Raw genomic sequence first — 14,893 nt, forward strand, 5'->3', positions numbered from 1 at the left:
TTGTACGTAATGCCCACCGTGCTCTCTGCTGAAGCGCCTTCTGGTCTGACCCCTCCGCTCGCCGAGCGCACGCTTTCGCTCACCGATGAAGCGGCCACGTCGGCCTTTGGCGCGGCACTCGCGCAGGCCGTGCTGGCATTGGGTCCGCGGCCCGTGCAGGTGCAGCTTTCCGGCGATCTGGGCGCGGGCAAGACGACGCTGTCGCGCGCCATCCTGCGCGGCCTCGGGCACACCGGACGCGTGCGCAGTCCCACCTATACGCTGGTCGAGCCGTACGACGTTGCCGGAACCACTGGCACGCAGAAGGTCTATCACTTTGACCTGTACCGCTTTGCCGATCCCGAAGAGTGGACCGATGCCGGGTTCCGTGACTGTTTTGCCGAACCTGCGCTGTGCCTGGTCGAATGGCCCGAGAAGGCGCAGGCGCTGCTCGGTGCGCCCGACCTGCACATTGCTTTATCGGTCGACGTTGTGCACGAAACCTATGATGACGGCGTTGAGCATGCACCGCGCGCCGCACGTCTGACCGCGCGCACGCAGACCGGCCTTCAACTTCTACAGTCGTTGCAACACCTGTTCCCATGCTGATCAAGCATCTGCCGACCGACCAACCGGATGATCCCAACCTGCCAAGCCAGGCCCGCCGCCAATGGCTCACGCGCATGGCGAAGGCCGGCGCAGGCACGGTGATCCTGAGCCTGGTGGGCCCGCAGATCGCACGCGGCGCCAACATCGTCGCCGTGCGCGTGTGGCCCGCCGAGGACTACACGCGCGTGACCATCGAATCAGACGTCGCGCTCAAGGCCACGCATCAGCTCATCAAGGATCCGGATCGCCTGATGGTCGACATCGACGGGCTCGACCTGAACCCGACGTTGCGCGAGTTGGTGGCCAAGATTGCGCCGAACGATCCGTACATCCGACAGGTGCGCGTGGGCCAGAACCGGCCGAGCGTCGTGCGCCTGGTGTTCGACCTGAAGGAAAGCGTCAACCCGCAGGTGTTCACGTTGCTGCCGATTGCAGGCTATCGGAACCGGCTGGTGTTCGATCTGTACCCGACCAACCCGCCTGACCCGCTGATGCAGCTCGTGCAGGCCACCGAGGGCAAGCAGGAACGCTTTGCTGCGTCAGGCGGCACGCCGATGCCGGAACCGTCGGATGACGACGATCCAATCGCCGCGCTGGCACGCCGCAACAGCGGCGGCAGCCCGACCAAGACGCCGATCGAAGAGCCGCAGCCCCCGGCGCTTGCCAACCGCACGCCGCCGCGCAGGACACCGCCGGCGACCTCTGCGCATCCTCCGTCGACGCTTGCCAACGCGCCCAACACGCCGCCGCTGGAGATTATTCCCGAGCAACCCGTGCCGCGCGCGCCGTCGAACGGCCCGCGCATGCGCCGCCTGCTCACGGTCGCCATCGACCCGGGTCATGGCGGCGAAGACCCGGGCGCCACGGGCGGTGCCGGCACGCACGAGAAAGACGTGGTGCTGTCGATCGCCCGCATGCTCAAGGCCAAGATCGACGCCCAGCCCAACATGCGCGCCATGATGACGCGCGATTCCGACTACTTCGTCCCGCTGGGCGTGCGTGTGCAGAAGGCGCGCCGCGTGCAGGCGGATCTGTTCGTCTCCATCCATGCCGATGCGTTTCTTTCGCCGGAGGCGCGCGGGGCATCGGTGTTTGTGCTGTCCGATCGAGGTGCCTCGAGCGCGCAGGCCAAGTGGCTCGCCAACAAGGAAAACGCTGCGGACATGATCGGCGGGGCGAATCTCGGCTCGAAAGACGCGCAGGTCACGCGCGTGCTGCTGGACTTGTCGACCACCGCGCAGATTACCGACAGCATGAAGGTCGGCAGGGCGGTGCTGGACCAGATTGGTGGCATCAACCGGCTGCACAAGGGGCAGGTCGAGCAGGCGGGCTTTGCGGTGCTCAAGGCGCCGGATATTCCGTCCATCCTGGTCGAGACGGCGTTCATCTCCAACCCGGAAGAAGAAGCCAAGCTCAACGATCTGGGCCACCAGAACCAGCTTGCCGACGCCATCTTGCGCGGCATTCGGGCCTACTTTGCCAAGAACCCGCCGTTGTCGCGCAACCCGGGCGTCTGATGCATGACGACGCTCGTACTGCGCGAAGGCGGTGCGTCTGACGCCAGCACCATCGCTGACATCCACACGCGGAGCTGGCAGAGCGCATATCGCGGGCTCGGTATCCTGTCCGATGCGTATCTCGACGACGTGGCCAACGTAGAGATGCAGGCCAAGTGGCATGAACGCATGACTGCACCCGTGGCTGGGCAATGCGTGTGGTGTGCCGATCTGGACGGCGAAACCATTGGTTTTCTCTGCACCCTGCGTGAAGACGGCACGCCTTGGGGTGCGCTCGTCGACAACCTGCATCTGCTGCCGGCGTCACGCGGCCATGGTGTCGGCAAGCGCCTGATGGGCGAAGCGGCGCGCTGGACCGCGGCCCAGGGCATCACACAGTTGCATCTGCTGGTGTACGAGGCGAACACCGCCGCGGTCGGCTTCTACGAAGCCCTGGGCGGTGTGCCGGTCAGCCGGGATTGGCTGGAGACGGCCGATGGCGGGTACGCCTGGGTGCGCACCTACCACTGGCCGGAAGCGGAACTTGCGAGTCTGATGGGCTTGCGCTGATCAAGCCAGGCGGCTGGCCGGGGCGCCAGCGCCAGCCTCCGCGTGGGCAACGCGATCCGCATACCTGCGCGCCAGCGTCGAGCACACGATCAACTGCAACTGGTGATAGATCATCAGCGGCAGCACGATGAGGCCGAGCGCGGGGTTGCCGGCAAACAGGATCTTCGCCATCGGCACGCCGTTCGCCAGGCTCTTCTTCGAGCCGCAGAACACGGCGGTGATCTCGTCGGCCAGATTGAAGCCTGCGCGCCGTGACAGCCATGTCGTCGCACCCAGCACGACGAACAGCAGTGCACCGCTCATGATGGCCACCGCCACGATGGTCTCCCACGGATACTTCGACCACACACCCGCATGCGTCGAATCGGCAAACGAGTTGAACACGATCAGCAGGATCACCGCGCGGTCGACCTTGTTGATGATCGCCTTGTGCTTGTTGATGAACCCGCCGATGACCGGGCGCAGCAACTGGCCCAGCACGAAGGGCAGCAGCAGTTGCTCGGCCACGCCCAGCAGCGCCTTGCCGACCGACAGGTCCGCGCCCGACGCCTGGATCACGAAGCTCATCAGCAGCGGCGTGGCGATCATGCCGATCAGCCCTGAGATGGTCGCGTTGAAGATGGCGGCCGGCACGTTGCCCTTGGCCATGGCCGTCATCGCCACCGACGACGACACCGTGGACGGCAGCGCGCACAGATAGAACACGCCCAACAGCAGCTCAGCCGGAATGAACGGCTTGCACACAAACAGGATGACCGCGCCAATCAGCGGAAACAGGATGAAGGTGCAGCTCTGCACGAACAAATGCAGGCGCCAGTTGCGCGCGCCTTCGACGATTTTCTCGCGCGAGAGCGCCGCGCCGTGCAGGAAGAACACCAGCGACACGCCGACGATGGTGACGATGTCCAGCCGCAGCGGACCGTCGCTCGCGCCAAGCGCGGGGAAGAACAGGGCCAGCGCGACCATCACCAGCATGGCGCGAATGAACCCATCGATATGGGACAACAACGGAGACAGAAGCGGAATCTTCATGTGCGTGCGCAGTCACCGTTACGCGACGGCGCGGGTTGGATGGCGGGATAGACGCTATTGCACAACATCCCTATCTAGAATACAAATGCATTGATCGAATCAATTCATACGTCGTTAGCATGAATGTGACCCTGCGCCAGTTGCGCGTCTTTCTTGCGGTGGCACGTGCGCACAGCTTCAGTCGCGCCGGCGACACCATCGGCCTGACGCAGCCGGCCGTGAGCCGCTCGATTTCCGAACTGGAAGGCGAACTGGGCTTGAAGTTGCTCGACCGCACCACCCGCGAAGTCGTGCTGACGGAAGTGGGGCGCTCGCTGGCGACGGCGCTCGACCGCCTCGTGGCCGACCTCGACGACACGTTGCAGCAGGCGCGCCAGGTGAGCGAGCAGCGGCGCGGGCGGGTGGTGGTGGCATCCAGCCCGACCGTGTCGACACGTCTGATGCCGGTGTACGTGGCGGAGTGCGCGGTGCGCTATCCGGATATCCGCATGATCGTGCGTGACTCCGTGCAGGTCGATACGCTGCAATTGATCCGCACGGGCGGAGCAGATTTCGGTGTGGTGGTGGAGCCGCTCGATACCGAAGGCCTGTGGACCGAGCCGCTGCTGATCGATCCGTTTTGCCTCGTCTGCCGCAAGGATCACCCGTTCGCGCAGCGCAGCAGCGTGCGGTGGAAAGATCTGCATCGCACAGCGGTCGTCCTGCTCGATCACGCCTCGGGCAGTCGCCCGCTTATCGACCGCATCTTCCTGCGCCACGGCGTTCACCCTGACGTTGCGCAGGAGATGGGTCACAGCAGCGCCGTGTTTGGCATGGTGGAAGCGGGCATCGGCGCGGGCGTCGTGCCGTCGCTGTCGTTGCCGCTACCGTCGTCGTCGCCATTGGTGGCGGTGCCGCTGTCGCCCAAGGAGACGCGCGCCATCGTGCTGGCGCGGCGGCATGACAGGTCGCTCTCGCCGGCGGCCGAGGCAGCGTGGCAGATGATCCGCCGGATGGCGCTGCCAGCCGCCTAACCACCTGACCGCGCTTATTTCGGCTGCATGCGGATGGCGCCATCCAGGCGGATGGTTTCGCCATTGAGCATCGGGTTCTCGACGATCGCGCGCGCGAGTTGCGCATACTCTGCCGGCTTACCGAGGCGCGGCGGAAACGGCACCATCTTGCCCAGCGCGTCCTGCACTTCCGCCGGCATGCCGAGCAGCATCGGTGTCTCGAAAATGCCCGGTGCAATCGTCATCACGCGGATGCCGTCGCGCGACAGGTCACGTGCAATCGCCAGCGTCATCGCCACCACGCCGCCCTTTGACGCCGCGTAGGCCGCCTGACCAATCTGCCCGTCAAATGCCGCCACCGATGCCGTGTTGATGATCACGCCGCGCTCGCCGCCGGCATTGGGTGTGTTGCCGGCCATGGCCGTCGCGGCCAGGCGGATCATGTTGAACGTGCCGATCAGGTTGACGTTGATCACGCGTGCAAATTGGTCCAGCGGGTGCGGCCCCGTCTTGCCCACCGTGCGCGACGCCGTAGCGATACCCGCGCAGTTCACCAGCCCGCGCAACGTGCCCAGCGACGTGGCGGCGTCCACCACCGCTTGGCCATCCGTTTCAGACGTGACATCGCAGCGCACGAAGCGGCCGCGCAGTTCCTGCGCCAGCGCGGTGCCGGCGGCCTCGTTCAGGTCGGCAATCACCACCTTGCCGCCGGCTTCGGCCAGCGTCCGTGCCGTACCTGCGCCCAGTCCCGACGCGCCGCCGGTAACGATGAATACCTGATCGCGAATCTCCATGCCGTGTCTCCTCGTTTGTGGATTGCGAGTTACTTGACGTTTACGTCAACGTCATATGGTAGCGCGAAGCGGCCAGCGATCGTCCAAAAAAAAAAGCGCCTCATGATCGAGGCGCCTTTTTCCTGGCGGGTATTTGTGAGGTGCGCTTAGTCCTGCAGGGCACCGAATACGCGGGCCGTGATTTCGTCCACGTTGCCCATGCCGCTGATCTTGCGGTACTTCGGCGGCGCAATCTTGGCGGCACCATTGCCGTTGGCGGCCCACTGCGAGTAGTAATCCACCAGCGGACGCGTCTGGTTCTCATACACGTCCAGGCGCTTGCGCACGGTCTCTTCCTTGTCGTCGTCGCGCTGGATGAGCGGTTCGCCGGTTTCGTCGTCCACGCCTTCGGTCTTGGGCGGGTTGTACTTGACGTGGTACGTGCGGCCGGATGCCACGTGCACGCGGCGGCCGCTCATGCGCTCAATGATGGCGTCGAACGGCACGTCGATTTCCAGCACGTAGTCGATTGCCACGGCGGCATCTTTCATGGCTTCCGCTTGCGGAATGGTGCGCGGGAAGCCGTCGAACAGGTAGCCGTTCTTGCAGTCAGGCTGTTGCAGGCGGTCCTTTACGAGGCCGATGATGATGTCGTCCGACACCAGGCCGCCGGCATCCATTACCTTCTTCGCTTCAATACCCAGCGGGGTACCTGCCTTGACAGCCGCGCGCAGCATGTCGCCGGTGGAGATCTGCGGAATGCCGAACTTTTCGCAGATGAATTTGGCTTGCGTACCTTTGCCGGCGCCGGGCGCGCCCAACAGAATCAACCGCATGGTGACGAGTTCCTCAAGTTTTCGAATCCTGTCGCGCTGTCAGGCCGTATAAAGCGCGTTGGGAATCGGTCCGAGAGGGCGGATTCCCAATACGCCTGGTGATCAAGCCATGGCGACGCAATCGACGCAAACAGGCAGCCTAGCGGGCGAAGTTGACGCCAGCCTTACCGGACTCTGGGGAATCAGGCGTCCGCCGGACGGCGGCACCCATGGCTCGATTTGTCTCCCTGTCGCCGCTGTGGCGCCTGCGTGGGCGCCGTCATGCGGCTTGTCGTCCTCGCGATTATGCCATGGCGGGGCCGGGGTTTTGGCAGCCCCACGCGCAAAGTTCAGAGAAATCGCGGCTTCAGGGGCCGTCCTGGGCCAGGAGTTCGCCCCAGGCAGCGCGCACCCGGGCGAGGTCTTCGGGGGTGTCGACACCGGCGGCGGGAGCGTCATCGGTGGTCAGCACGGCAATGCGTTCGCCGTGCCACATGGCGCGCAGCTGCTCCAACTGCTCCGTCTGTTCGATGGGGGCGGCGGCCAATTGCGGGAAGCGGCGCAGGAATCCGGCGCGGTACGCATAGATGCCGATATGGCGCAGCACGGGCATGGACGGCAGCGGGCGCTCCGCAACGGACCGCGCCATGACGGCGGGCGTCCAAGTGTCGCGCGCCCAGGGCAGCGGCGCGCGCGAGAACAGCAGTGCGCGCTCGGCAGCGTCCAGCACGACTTTGACGACGTTCGGGTTGAAGATGTCGGCCGGGTCGTGGATGGGGTGGGCAGCGGTGGCGATGGCGCAGTCGGGGTGATCGCGCAGGTGCGCGGCCACGTTGTCGATCAGCGTCGGTGCGATCAGCGGTTCGTCGCCTTGCACGTTGACGACGATGGCGTCATCGGGCAGGCCCAGCACGGTGGCCACTTCGGCGAGGCGGTCGGTGCCGGAGGCGTGGTCGGCGCGCGTGAGCACGGCTTCCACGTGATGCTGCATGCAGGCGTCGGCGACCGACGCGGCATCGGTGGCGACCACCACGCGTGCGGCCGACGATTGATGCGCGCGTTCAGCCACGCGCACCACCATCGGCTTGCCGTCGATATCGGCCAGCGGTTTGTTGGGCAGCCGCGTGGACGCCAGCCGCGCGGGAATGACAGCGATGAACGGCGCGTGCGACATGGCGGCGACCTTCGTATCAGGCCGGGTCGACCGGCGTGCCTTCCACGGTCTGGCGCGCTTCGTCAGCCAGCATGACCGGGATGCCGTCGCGGATCGGGTAGGCCAGCTTGTCGACGTGGCAGATCAGTTCATTGTTGGCGCGGTCGTGTTGCAGCGTGCCCTTGCACAACGGGCAGACGAGGATTTCCAGCAGGCGATTGTCCATGGCGGTAGAGGCTCCGTGGCGGCCGCTCAAAAGGTAGGGCGGCGCGCCGGTACAGCGGAAGGGTGGCGTTATTGTGCGCTTGCCTTGAGCGTTGCGCGATCGGCCAGGGCGCGCACGCGCTGGCAGACCTGTTCGACCAGCGCCGCGTCGACCACCGGTGTGGTCGGCACCACCCAGATGCGCGGGTCGTCGAGATGGCCGCATTTTACGGCATCCTTTTCGGTGATCAGGATGACTTCGGCGTGGCTGTCGGTGAAGGGGCTGTTGGCGAAATCGTAGTGATCGGGCAACGGCAGCGTGCTCGGCTTGAGGCCGGCGGCGCGCAGCGATGCGAAGAATCGCTCGGGGTTGCCGATGCCGGCCGCGGCCAGCAATTGCCCGCCTTCGATGCGCACGAACTGGGCGAGCGGGCGACGCAGCGCCGGGTCGGCCAGGTTGTAGGTGTCCTGCAGCTCGAGGTGCATGCCGAAGACGTCCGGGCGGTCGGGCGTGGCGCGGTAGTTCGGGTCGTTGATGAGCGTGGCGTCACGGCGGCGCGTCATCGGCTCGCGCAACGGGCCGGCGGGCAGCAGGAAGCCGTTGCCGCCCATGCGCGTGTCGAACACGATGATTTCGATATCGCGGCGCAGGCGGTAGTGCTGCAGGCCGTCGTCGCAGACGATCACGTTGCAGCCCGGGTGCGAGGCCAGCAGCGTCTGCGCGCACAGCACGCGATCGGGGAAGACCCACACCGGCAGATCGGTGGCGCGTGCGATGAGCAGTGGTTCATCGCCGACGTCTTCTGCGCGGGAGTGTTCGCGCACAGGGCGCGGATGCTTCAGTTGCGCACCGTAGCCGCGCGAGACGATGCCCGGCCGCAGGCCGGCTTCAGCCAGCGCCGACGCCAGCGCAATCACGGCGGGCGTCTTGCCGGCTCCGCCCACCGTCACGTTGCCGATCACCACCACCGGCATCGGCAGTTGCACCGAGCGCAGCACGCCCGTGCGGAACAGCAGCCGGCGCAGGGCGCTCACCCCACCAAACAGCCACGACAGCGGCCACATCACCCACGCAAACCAGCCACGTTGCTGCCATTGGCGGGTGACGAAGCTGGCGAGACGGTGCTGGGCGACGGGCATGCGTGATGGTGGTTGAGAAGCGATCTCTTAGCGGGCGTTGCCGGTTTGCGTGGCGAAGGTCAGGTGCGAGAGACCGGCCACACGTGCGGCTTCCATGACATTCACCACCGCCTGGTGCGCGGCCTGCGCATCGGCGTTGACGATGACGATGGGCTCAGGGCCGCCGGCCTTGCCTGCGGCATTGCGCAGGGCGTCGGCCAGGCTGGTGACATCGCGCGTGTCGAGCACTTGCTTGTCGACAGAGTAGACGCCGTTGGCAGTGACGGACACGACGATCTGACCTGGGCGCTCGGTGGCCTTTTCGGCCTCGGCGGTGGGTAGGTTGACCTTCAGTTCGGTGTAACGGGAATACGTGGTCGTGATCATCAGGAAGATGAGGATCACGAGCAGCACGTCGATCAGCGGGATCAGGTTGATCTCCGGCTCTTCGCGGGCACGGCGCGGGCGGAAGCGCATGGCTGTTTCCAGTAGGGCGTTGCCCGGATCAGCCGCGCCGCGGCGGCAGGATCGCGTCGAGGTACGTGGTGGAGAGATGCTCCAGCTCGACCACGTAGTTATCGACCACGCCACGGAAGTAGCGCCAGAAGATCAGTGTGGGGATGGCCACCACCAGGCCCAGCGCCGTGTTGTACAGCGCGACCGAGATGCCGTGCGCCAGCGCCTGCGGGTTTGTGCCCGCGGCGGTCTGGCTGCCGAAGATCTCGATCATGCCGACCACCGTGCCGAACAGGCCCATCAGGGGCGCCACCGAAGCGATCGTGCCGAGCGCGTTCAGATAGCGCTCCAGGCGGTGGGCAACATTCTGGCCGGCTTCTTCCACCACTTCCTTGGCGGCATCGCGCGTGGTGTTCGGATGCAGCACCACGTGGCGCAGCGCAGCTGCCAGCAGCCGGCCCAGCGGCGAGCCCTGTTCCAGCGTGTTCACCACTTCTGGGGTGGCGCGGCGCTGATGCGCGACGGCCAGCGCCTCGTCATACACCTTGGGCGGAATGATCTTCTTGCGTTGCAAGGCGACGAAGCGTTCGATGATGAGCGCGAGTGCGAGCACCGAGGCGATCAATAGCGGCCAGATCGGCCAGCCGGCGGCTTGAATGATGGAAAACACTGGACAACCCGTTTTGTCGTTGTGGAAGGAGTGTGATTCTGTTCTGGTTTGCTGCTTGTGCCGTCCGCGTCCCCGAACGCTGTCCGTTGCGGCAAAAACAGGCAGCACTCTAGCGCGTCGGACCTGCCACGGCAACACGATGGCGTGGCATCGCGACATGCGCAGACAATGGTCAACGCGTTGTCACGAAAGATGCTGGCCGCACAATCCACAGCCGCGCGGGACAGTCTTGTGGACGGGTTGTGGACATTGCCCGAACAAGCAAACTAAGTGCTTGATGCGAAAGGGAGTTCGGGGCCGTGCTTAAAAAATATGCAAACGGCATTTTTGTGGTCAATTCATGAACAAGCGCTGTCGGATCCGGTAAAACGGCGAGTAATCCCCACCGCTGCGGGACAGTTGTGTGGATGGGTTGTGGACATTGCCTCAACAAGTACGTTAAGTGCTTGATCTAAAAGGAAGTCCAATGGCGTGCTCAAAAATGAGGCAACCGGGGTTTCGGCGTGGATCTGGAGAAAAACGAGGGCGCGCCTCGAAAAAGCGCGAGGAAATCCACACCCACACGGGACAGTCTTGTGGACGGGCTGTGGACATTGCCCGGACAAGCACCTTAAGTGACTGATTCAAAAGGGTGTTCGAGGCGTCGCTTAAAAATTGTGCAGCGGGGTTTCACCCGAAAAAATTGGGATGTGCGGCCCGAACGTGTGAGAATCGACGGCCGATTTATCCACTGCCCAGGCGTCACACCACGGTTTTCCAGCGCCGCTGTGGATAACTTTGTGAACATCCTTGGGGCGCCTGCGCTAAATGCTTGACGCAGAACGAAATTACTTGCGCTGCTGAAATTTTGACATGAATGGATTTTTCATAAAAATCAAGGGGTTGCGTCAAAATGCAGAGAGCGAGTCACCCGGCCTCTGTCAAGCTTGACAACCACGTTATGCTGTGGACAGGTAGCCCGCTCAGCGTCTATTGCCTCCCCTATTCAAGGTAGAAGTCGCCCCAAAGCCTCATTGTTTTGCGCTCCTCGCACCACTTATGACCCCGCCGCCGTCTTCCCGCCGCCCATTTTGGATGGATGCCACCGCACCCACGCCCGCATCCCCCCCTGAGATGTCGGCCGCACCAGCCGCTGCGTCTGCACCGGGTCGGGGCTCGCAGGACGTGCTCACCGTCAGCGACGTCAACCGCCGCATTGCGGGGCTGCTTGAACGCAACTTTCCGCTGGGTTGGGTGCGGGGCGAGATTTCCAACTTCACGCGCGCGGCTAGCGGACATTGGTATTTCTCACTCAAGGATGCGGGCGCGCAGATCCGCTGCGTGATGTTCAAGGGTCGCAACCAGTACGCCGATTTCACCCCCTGCGAAGGCGAGGCCGTCGAAGTGCGCGCGCTGGTCACGCTGTACGAAGCGCGCGGCGAATTGCAATTGAGCGTTGAAGCCATCCGCCGGGCTGGCCTGGGCAATCTGTACGAGGCTTTCCTGCGGCTGAAGGCCGCGCTGGAGGCGCAAGGCTTGTTCGAAGCCGACCGCAAACGCCCCTTGCCGCGGCATCCGCGTGCGATTGGCGTGGTGACGTCGCTGCAGGCGGCGGCCTTGCGCGACGTGCTGACCACGCTGCGCCGGCGCGCTCCGCATGTGCCGGTGGTGGTCTATCCCGTGCCGGTGCAGGGCGCCGGTGCGTCAGAGCGCATCGCTGCCATGCTGGAGCGGGTCAATGCCAGGGCAGAGGTCGACGTGGTCATCCTGTGTCGGGGCGGCGGCAGCATTGAAGACCTATGGGCCTTCAACGAAGAGCCGGTGGCGCGCGCGGTGGCCGCATCGGACATTCCCATCGTGGCGGGCGTCGGGCATGAAACAGATGTGACCATCGTCGACTTTGTGGCCGACGTGCGGGCACCCACGCCCACCGCGGCCGCCGAACTCGTCAGCCCCGACCGTGCCCGCATGCTGCGCGATGTGGGGCGCGACTGGGATGCGCTCTCCGCACAGTTCCGCCGCCAGCTCGATCGCCGCGCGCAGACCGTCGATTGGCTCGCGCGCCGCCTGCGCAGCCCGCAGGCGCAGATGCGCGAACGCCGCACGCAACTCGCCCATCTGGAGGGCCGTCTGCGTTTTGCCCTCACCGGCCGCGTGCAGCGCGCGGAACATCTCCGACGTCTGCTGACGATGCGCGTGGCCGCGGCCCGCCCCGACGCCACGCGAGAGCGCACGCGCCTGCAGCAAGCCGAAGCGACGCTGGCACGCGTCATGCGAGACAGGCTGGCCCGCGCGCAGGAGCGTCTGGCCCGTCAGCACAGCGGGCTGGAACTGCTGGCGCCGCAGCGCACGCTGGAGCGTGGTTATGCGGTGCTGCTCGATGCCAAGGGCCACGCCATTCGCGATCCGAACGCACTGCATGCCCGGGCGCGCATCGAGGCCCGGCTGGCGTTAGGCACGGCCGATATCGAAATCGCCCGGGTGCAACCGAAGCTCGAACTGTGACCGGCGCATGACCTGATAGCGGCAACGATCGCGATTCCGCACGCGTTTAGCGGGTATTCCGACTATTTGGCATGCGGTTTGCGCCGGTTTTGCAAGTCTCCTACAATCGTCGCTCCCAACCTGTACAACCCACAGAAGGCAAGAACAATGGAACACACGCTCCCCCCGCTGCCGTACGCCCAAGACGCTCTGGCGCCGCACATCTCCAAGGAAACGCTGGAGTTCCACTACGGCAAGCACCACCAGACCTACGTCACGAACTTGAACAACCTGATCAAGGGCACCGAGTTCGAGAACCTGAGCCTCGAAGACATCGTCAAGAAGTCCTCGGGTGGCGTGTTCAACAACGCCGCACAGGTCTGGAACCACACGTTCTACTGGAACGGCCTGAAGCCGCAAGGCGGTGGCGCACCGACCGGCGCGCTGGCTGACGCCATCAACGCCAAGTGGGGCAGCTTCGACAAGTTCAAGGAAGAGTTCACCAAGACGGCCATCGGCACGTTCGGTTCGGGCTGGGCCTGGCTGGTGAAGAAGGCCGACGGCTCGCTGGATCTGGTGTCGACCTCGAACGCCGCCACGCCGCTGACGACCGACGCGAAGCCGCTGCTGACCTGCGACGTGTGGGAACACGCCTACTACATCGACTACCGCAACGCCCGTCCGAAGTACGTCGAGGCGTTCTGGAACCTGGTCAACTGGGACTTCGTTGCCAAGAACTTCGCCTAAGACGAATCGCTCCGGCGATCCAGAAAGAACCTCCGCACAAGCGGAGGTTTTTTTATGCGCGCACGCTGCCGAGCATGTCGTGCAATTCGTGGCTCATCATCGCCAGAAAGACGACCAGGCCGATGTAATACACCGTGTAGGTCAGGCGAGATTCGTTCGAGATGCTGTAATACGCGCGGTTTTCCGGCGCATGCGGGTCGTAGCGCCACGCCTTCATCAACTGCGGCACGGCCAGCACAGCGATCAGGATCAGGATCGGACTCGGCCGCCAGACGAACAGCGCCACCAGCACCGGCACGCCCAGAAACCAGATGCGCGGCGACAGCACCGCCGTAATCCGTCCACCGTCAAACGGTGAGAGCGGGATCAGGTTGAACAGGTTGAGGAAGCAGCCGGCGTAGGCCAGCGCAAGCAGCAACTGGCTGTCGATGTAGCGTGCGAGCCCGTAGCAGAGCATCGCGCCCACCGTGCCGGCGACGGGCCCGGCCAAGCCGATATGGGCCTCGGTTTCCACATCCATCGGCTGCTCTTTCAGGTCGATCCATGCGCCCACGAACGGGATGAAGGTGGGCGCCCCCACCGCCAGCCCGCGTTGGCGTGCCGCCATGAAGTGGCCCATCTCGTGGATGAACAGCAGCACCACGAAGCCCACCGCATAGCGCCAGCCGAACACGAAGGCATAGGCGGCCACCGACAGCAGCATCGTGCCGCCGGTGGTCAGCAGCTTGCCGAACTTCAGCCCTGAAAACAGCAGGATCAGCAGCTTGGCCACGGCTTATGCGCTCGGCTTGCGCTTGAAGAACTTGGCGATGGCGGCGCCAAAGCCTGCCACCGCCAGGATCGCCACCTTGGCGAACTTCGCCAGGAACGCGGCGATCACCGCGAACAGGCCCAGCTTCTTGGCGGCGATGCCACCGACCAGCGCGGCCAGGCCGTACTCGGCCACCTTGTCGGTCTTCGCGTTGAAATCGGTGTAGCGCTTGCCGTCTTTGAAATCGAGATCGGCGAGCAGCTTTTGCACGGCGGGTTTGTCGGCGTCGACGTGGTTGCGGCCGGTGATCAGGTTCAGGCTGATGTAGCCGTCGCGGCCCAGGGCGTAGGTGTTGTAGTTGACCGCGCCGGGGTCATCAGCGGGCTGGCCCTTGGAGCGTGCAGCCATCGACCAGATGAGGCGGTGCGTGGCGGCGTCATAGTGCGGACGCTCGACCCAGCCCTGGATTTCCAGTGCGGGGATGCCGCGCTTCTCGCGCTCTTCGTTGGCGGCGGCGGTGCCTTCCTTGAGCGATTTGTACAGATCGTCGACGTTCCAGTCGCGGGCGTCGTCATCCTTGATGTAGCCCGAGGCTTCGTACTTGGCGACGACCATCCATTCGTCATCGTCGCTGGTGGGCATGATCAGGCCGAGCATGTCGGGGTTGTTGCTGTTGCCCATGGCGTGCATGAGCTGCCCGGCAGCCGGCTGCGGGATGAACACCTCGTCCTTGCCGATCTTGAGCGTGGCTTGGTCACGCAGTTCGATCGAAGTGGGGCCGACCTTCGCAGCGGCCTTGGCGGCGGCCCAGGCCTGCTTCATTTCCTGTTGCGGATCGCTGGCCTGTTGCGCGTGGGCTGCCGTAGCACCCATCGCTCCCATCGCACCCAGCACCGCCGCGCAGGCGAGCGCGCCCGCCCAGGCGCGCAGCGCGCCTTGAAACCCCTTTCCCATGTGCTTCTCCCGAAGATTTTCTTGTGTGTTGATTGGCTCGATTCTTCTGACGCTTTGGCAGCCGCTAGGCGGTCTGCAAGCTGGGCCGAAGCATAGCGGGAGCAGGGAGT

At 64.7% G+C, this 14,893-nt stretch carries 16 protein-coding genes; 6 read left to right on the forward strand and 10 right to left on the reverse strand.

Features of this window, described 5'->3' with window-relative positions:
* Window positions 1-9: 9 nt before the first annotated feature.
* Genes tsaE through ACEN9T_RS12205 form a run of 3 tightly spaced genes read left to right on the forward strand, consistent with a single transcriptional unit; the run spans window position 10 to window position 2,654 of the window.
* Window positions 10-588: a tRNA (adenosine(37)-N6)-threonylcarbamoyltransferase complex ATPase subunit type 1 TsaE gene (tsaE, locus tag ACEN9T_RS12195; protein WP_413708446.1), complete on the forward strand. Its 579-nt coding sequence runs from the start codon at window positions 10-12 to the stop codon at window positions 586-588.
* The gene (locus tag ACEN9T_RS12200) at window positions 582-2,105 is read left to right on the forward strand and encodes an N-acetylmuramoyl-L-alanine amidase (protein ID WP_413707837.1); all 1,524 of its coding nucleotides are present in this window, start codon (window positions 582-584) and stop codon (window positions 2,103-2,105) included. The genes tsaE and ACEN9T_RS12200 overlap by 7 nt, the downstream gene beginning before the upstream one ends.
* Window positions 2,106-2,108: 3 nt before the next feature.
* The gene (locus tag ACEN9T_RS12205; RefSeq protein ID WP_413707838.1) at window positions 2,109-2,654 is read left to right on the forward strand and encodes an N-acetyltransferase family protein; all 546 of its coding nucleotides are present in this window, start codon (window positions 2,109-2,111) and stop codon (window positions 2,652-2,654) included.
* On the opposite strand, the gene ACEN9T_RS12210 is transcribed toward ACEN9T_RS12205, so the two are convergent.
* Window positions 2,655-3,686 (reverse strand): bile acid:sodium symporter family protein, encoded by a 1,032-nt coding sequence (locus ACEN9T_RS12210; RefSeq protein ID WP_413707839.1) that lies wholly within the window; start codon window positions 3,684-3,686, stop codon window positions 2,655-2,657.
* Between the two features lie 119 nt (window positions 3,687-3,805).
* Between ACEN9T_RS12210 and ACEN9T_RS12215 the strand changes: the two genes are divergently transcribed.
* On the forward strand, window positions 3,806-4,699 hold the full coding sequence (locus ACEN9T_RS12215) for a LysR family transcriptional regulator (RefSeq protein WP_004631794.1): 894 nt from the start codon (window positions 3,806-3,808) through the stop codon (window positions 4,697-4,699).
* A gap of 14 nt (window positions 4,700-4,713) precedes the next feature.
* On the opposite strand, the gene ACEN9T_RS12220 is transcribed toward ACEN9T_RS12215, so the two are convergent.
* The 7 genes from ACEN9T_RS12220 to ACEN9T_RS12250 all read right to left on the reverse strand — a co-directional run bounded on the left by ACEN9T_RS12220 (window position 4,714) and on the right by ACEN9T_RS12250 (window position 9,868).
* A complete protein-coding gene (locus ACEN9T_RS12220; RefSeq protein WP_413707840.1) occupies window positions 4,714-5,472 on the reverse strand; it encodes a 3-hydroxyacyl-CoA dehydrogenase in 759 nt (252 codons plus the stop codon).
* A gap of 146 nt (window positions 5,473-5,618) precedes the next feature.
* A complete protein-coding gene (gene adk / locus ACEN9T_RS12225) occupies window positions 5,619-6,287 on the reverse strand; it encodes an adenylate kinase (RefSeq protein ID WP_092972626.1) in 669 nt (222 codons plus the stop codon).
* 346 nt (window positions 6,288-6,633) lie between these two features.
* Window positions 6,634-7,440, reverse strand: a complete 807-nt coding sequence (kdsB, locus tag ACEN9T_RS12230) for a 3-deoxy-manno-octulosonate cytidylyltransferase (protein WP_092972628.1) — start codon at window positions 7,438-7,440, stop codon at window positions 6,634-6,636.
* Between the two features lie 16 nt (window positions 7,441-7,456).
* Window positions 7,457-7,645 carry a Trm112 family protein gene (locus ACEN9T_RS12235; protein WP_004631803.1) on the reverse strand — a complete coding sequence of 63 codons (189 nt, stop codon included), beginning with the start codon at window positions 7,643-7,645 and terminating at the stop codon, window positions 7,457-7,459.
* Window positions 7,646-7,713: 68 nt separating this feature from the next.
* On the reverse strand, window positions 7,714-8,763 hold the full coding sequence (lpxK, locus tag ACEN9T_RS12240) for a tetraacyldisaccharide 4'-kinase (protein ID WP_413707841.1): 1,050 nt from the start codon (window positions 8,761-8,763) through the stop codon (window positions 7,714-7,716).
* Between the two features lie 27 nt (window positions 8,764-8,790).
* Entirely contained in the window at window positions 8,791-9,219 is a 429-nt protein-coding gene (locus ACEN9T_RS12245; RefSeq protein ID WP_004631807.1) for an ExbD/TolR family protein, read from the reverse strand.
* A gap of 28 nt (window positions 9,220-9,247) precedes the next feature.
* Window positions 9,248-9,868, reverse strand: a complete 621-nt coding sequence (locus tag ACEN9T_RS12250; RefSeq protein WP_045202714.1) for a MotA/TolQ/ExbB proton channel family protein — start codon at window positions 9,866-9,868, stop codon at window positions 9,248-9,250.
* A gap of 1,074 nt (window positions 9,869-10,942) precedes the next feature.
* On the opposite strand from ACEN9T_RS12250, the gene xseA reads away from it, so the two are divergent.
* A complete protein-coding gene (gene xseA / locus ACEN9T_RS12255) occupies window positions 10,943-12,352 on the forward strand; it encodes an exodeoxyribonuclease VII large subunit (protein WP_413707842.1) in 1,410 nt (469 codons plus the stop codon).
* Between the two features lie 147 nt (window positions 12,353-12,499).
* Window positions 12,500-13,078, forward strand: a complete 579-nt coding sequence (sodB, locus tag ACEN9T_RS12260) for a superoxide dismutase [Fe] (RefSeq protein WP_009241368.1) — start codon at window positions 12,500-12,502, stop codon at window positions 13,076-13,078.
* A 52-nt stretch (window positions 13,079-13,130) separates the two neighbouring features.
* Here sodB and ACEN9T_RS12265 read toward each other — a convergent pair whose 3' ends face one another.
* On the reverse strand, window positions 13,131-13,850 hold the full coding sequence (locus tag ACEN9T_RS12265; RefSeq protein WP_413707843.1) for a site-2 protease family protein: 720 nt from the start codon (window positions 13,848-13,850) through the stop codon (window positions 13,131-13,133).
* Window positions 13,851-13,853: 3 nt separating this feature from the next.
* Window positions 13,854-14,783, reverse strand: coding sequence for a DUF2167 domain-containing protein (locus ACEN9T_RS12270; RefSeq protein WP_092972636.1), 930 nt, complete (start codon window positions 14,781-14,783; stop codon window positions 13,854-13,856).
* Between the last annotated feature and the right edge of the window lie 110 nt (window positions 14,784-14,893).

The sequence above is a fragment of the Ralstonia sp. Ralssp110 genome (genome assembly GCF_047325135.1).
Taxonomy (GTDB): domain Bacteria; phylum Pseudomonadota; class Gammaproteobacteria; order Burkholderiales; family Burkholderiaceae; genus Ralstonia; species Ralstonia mojiangensis.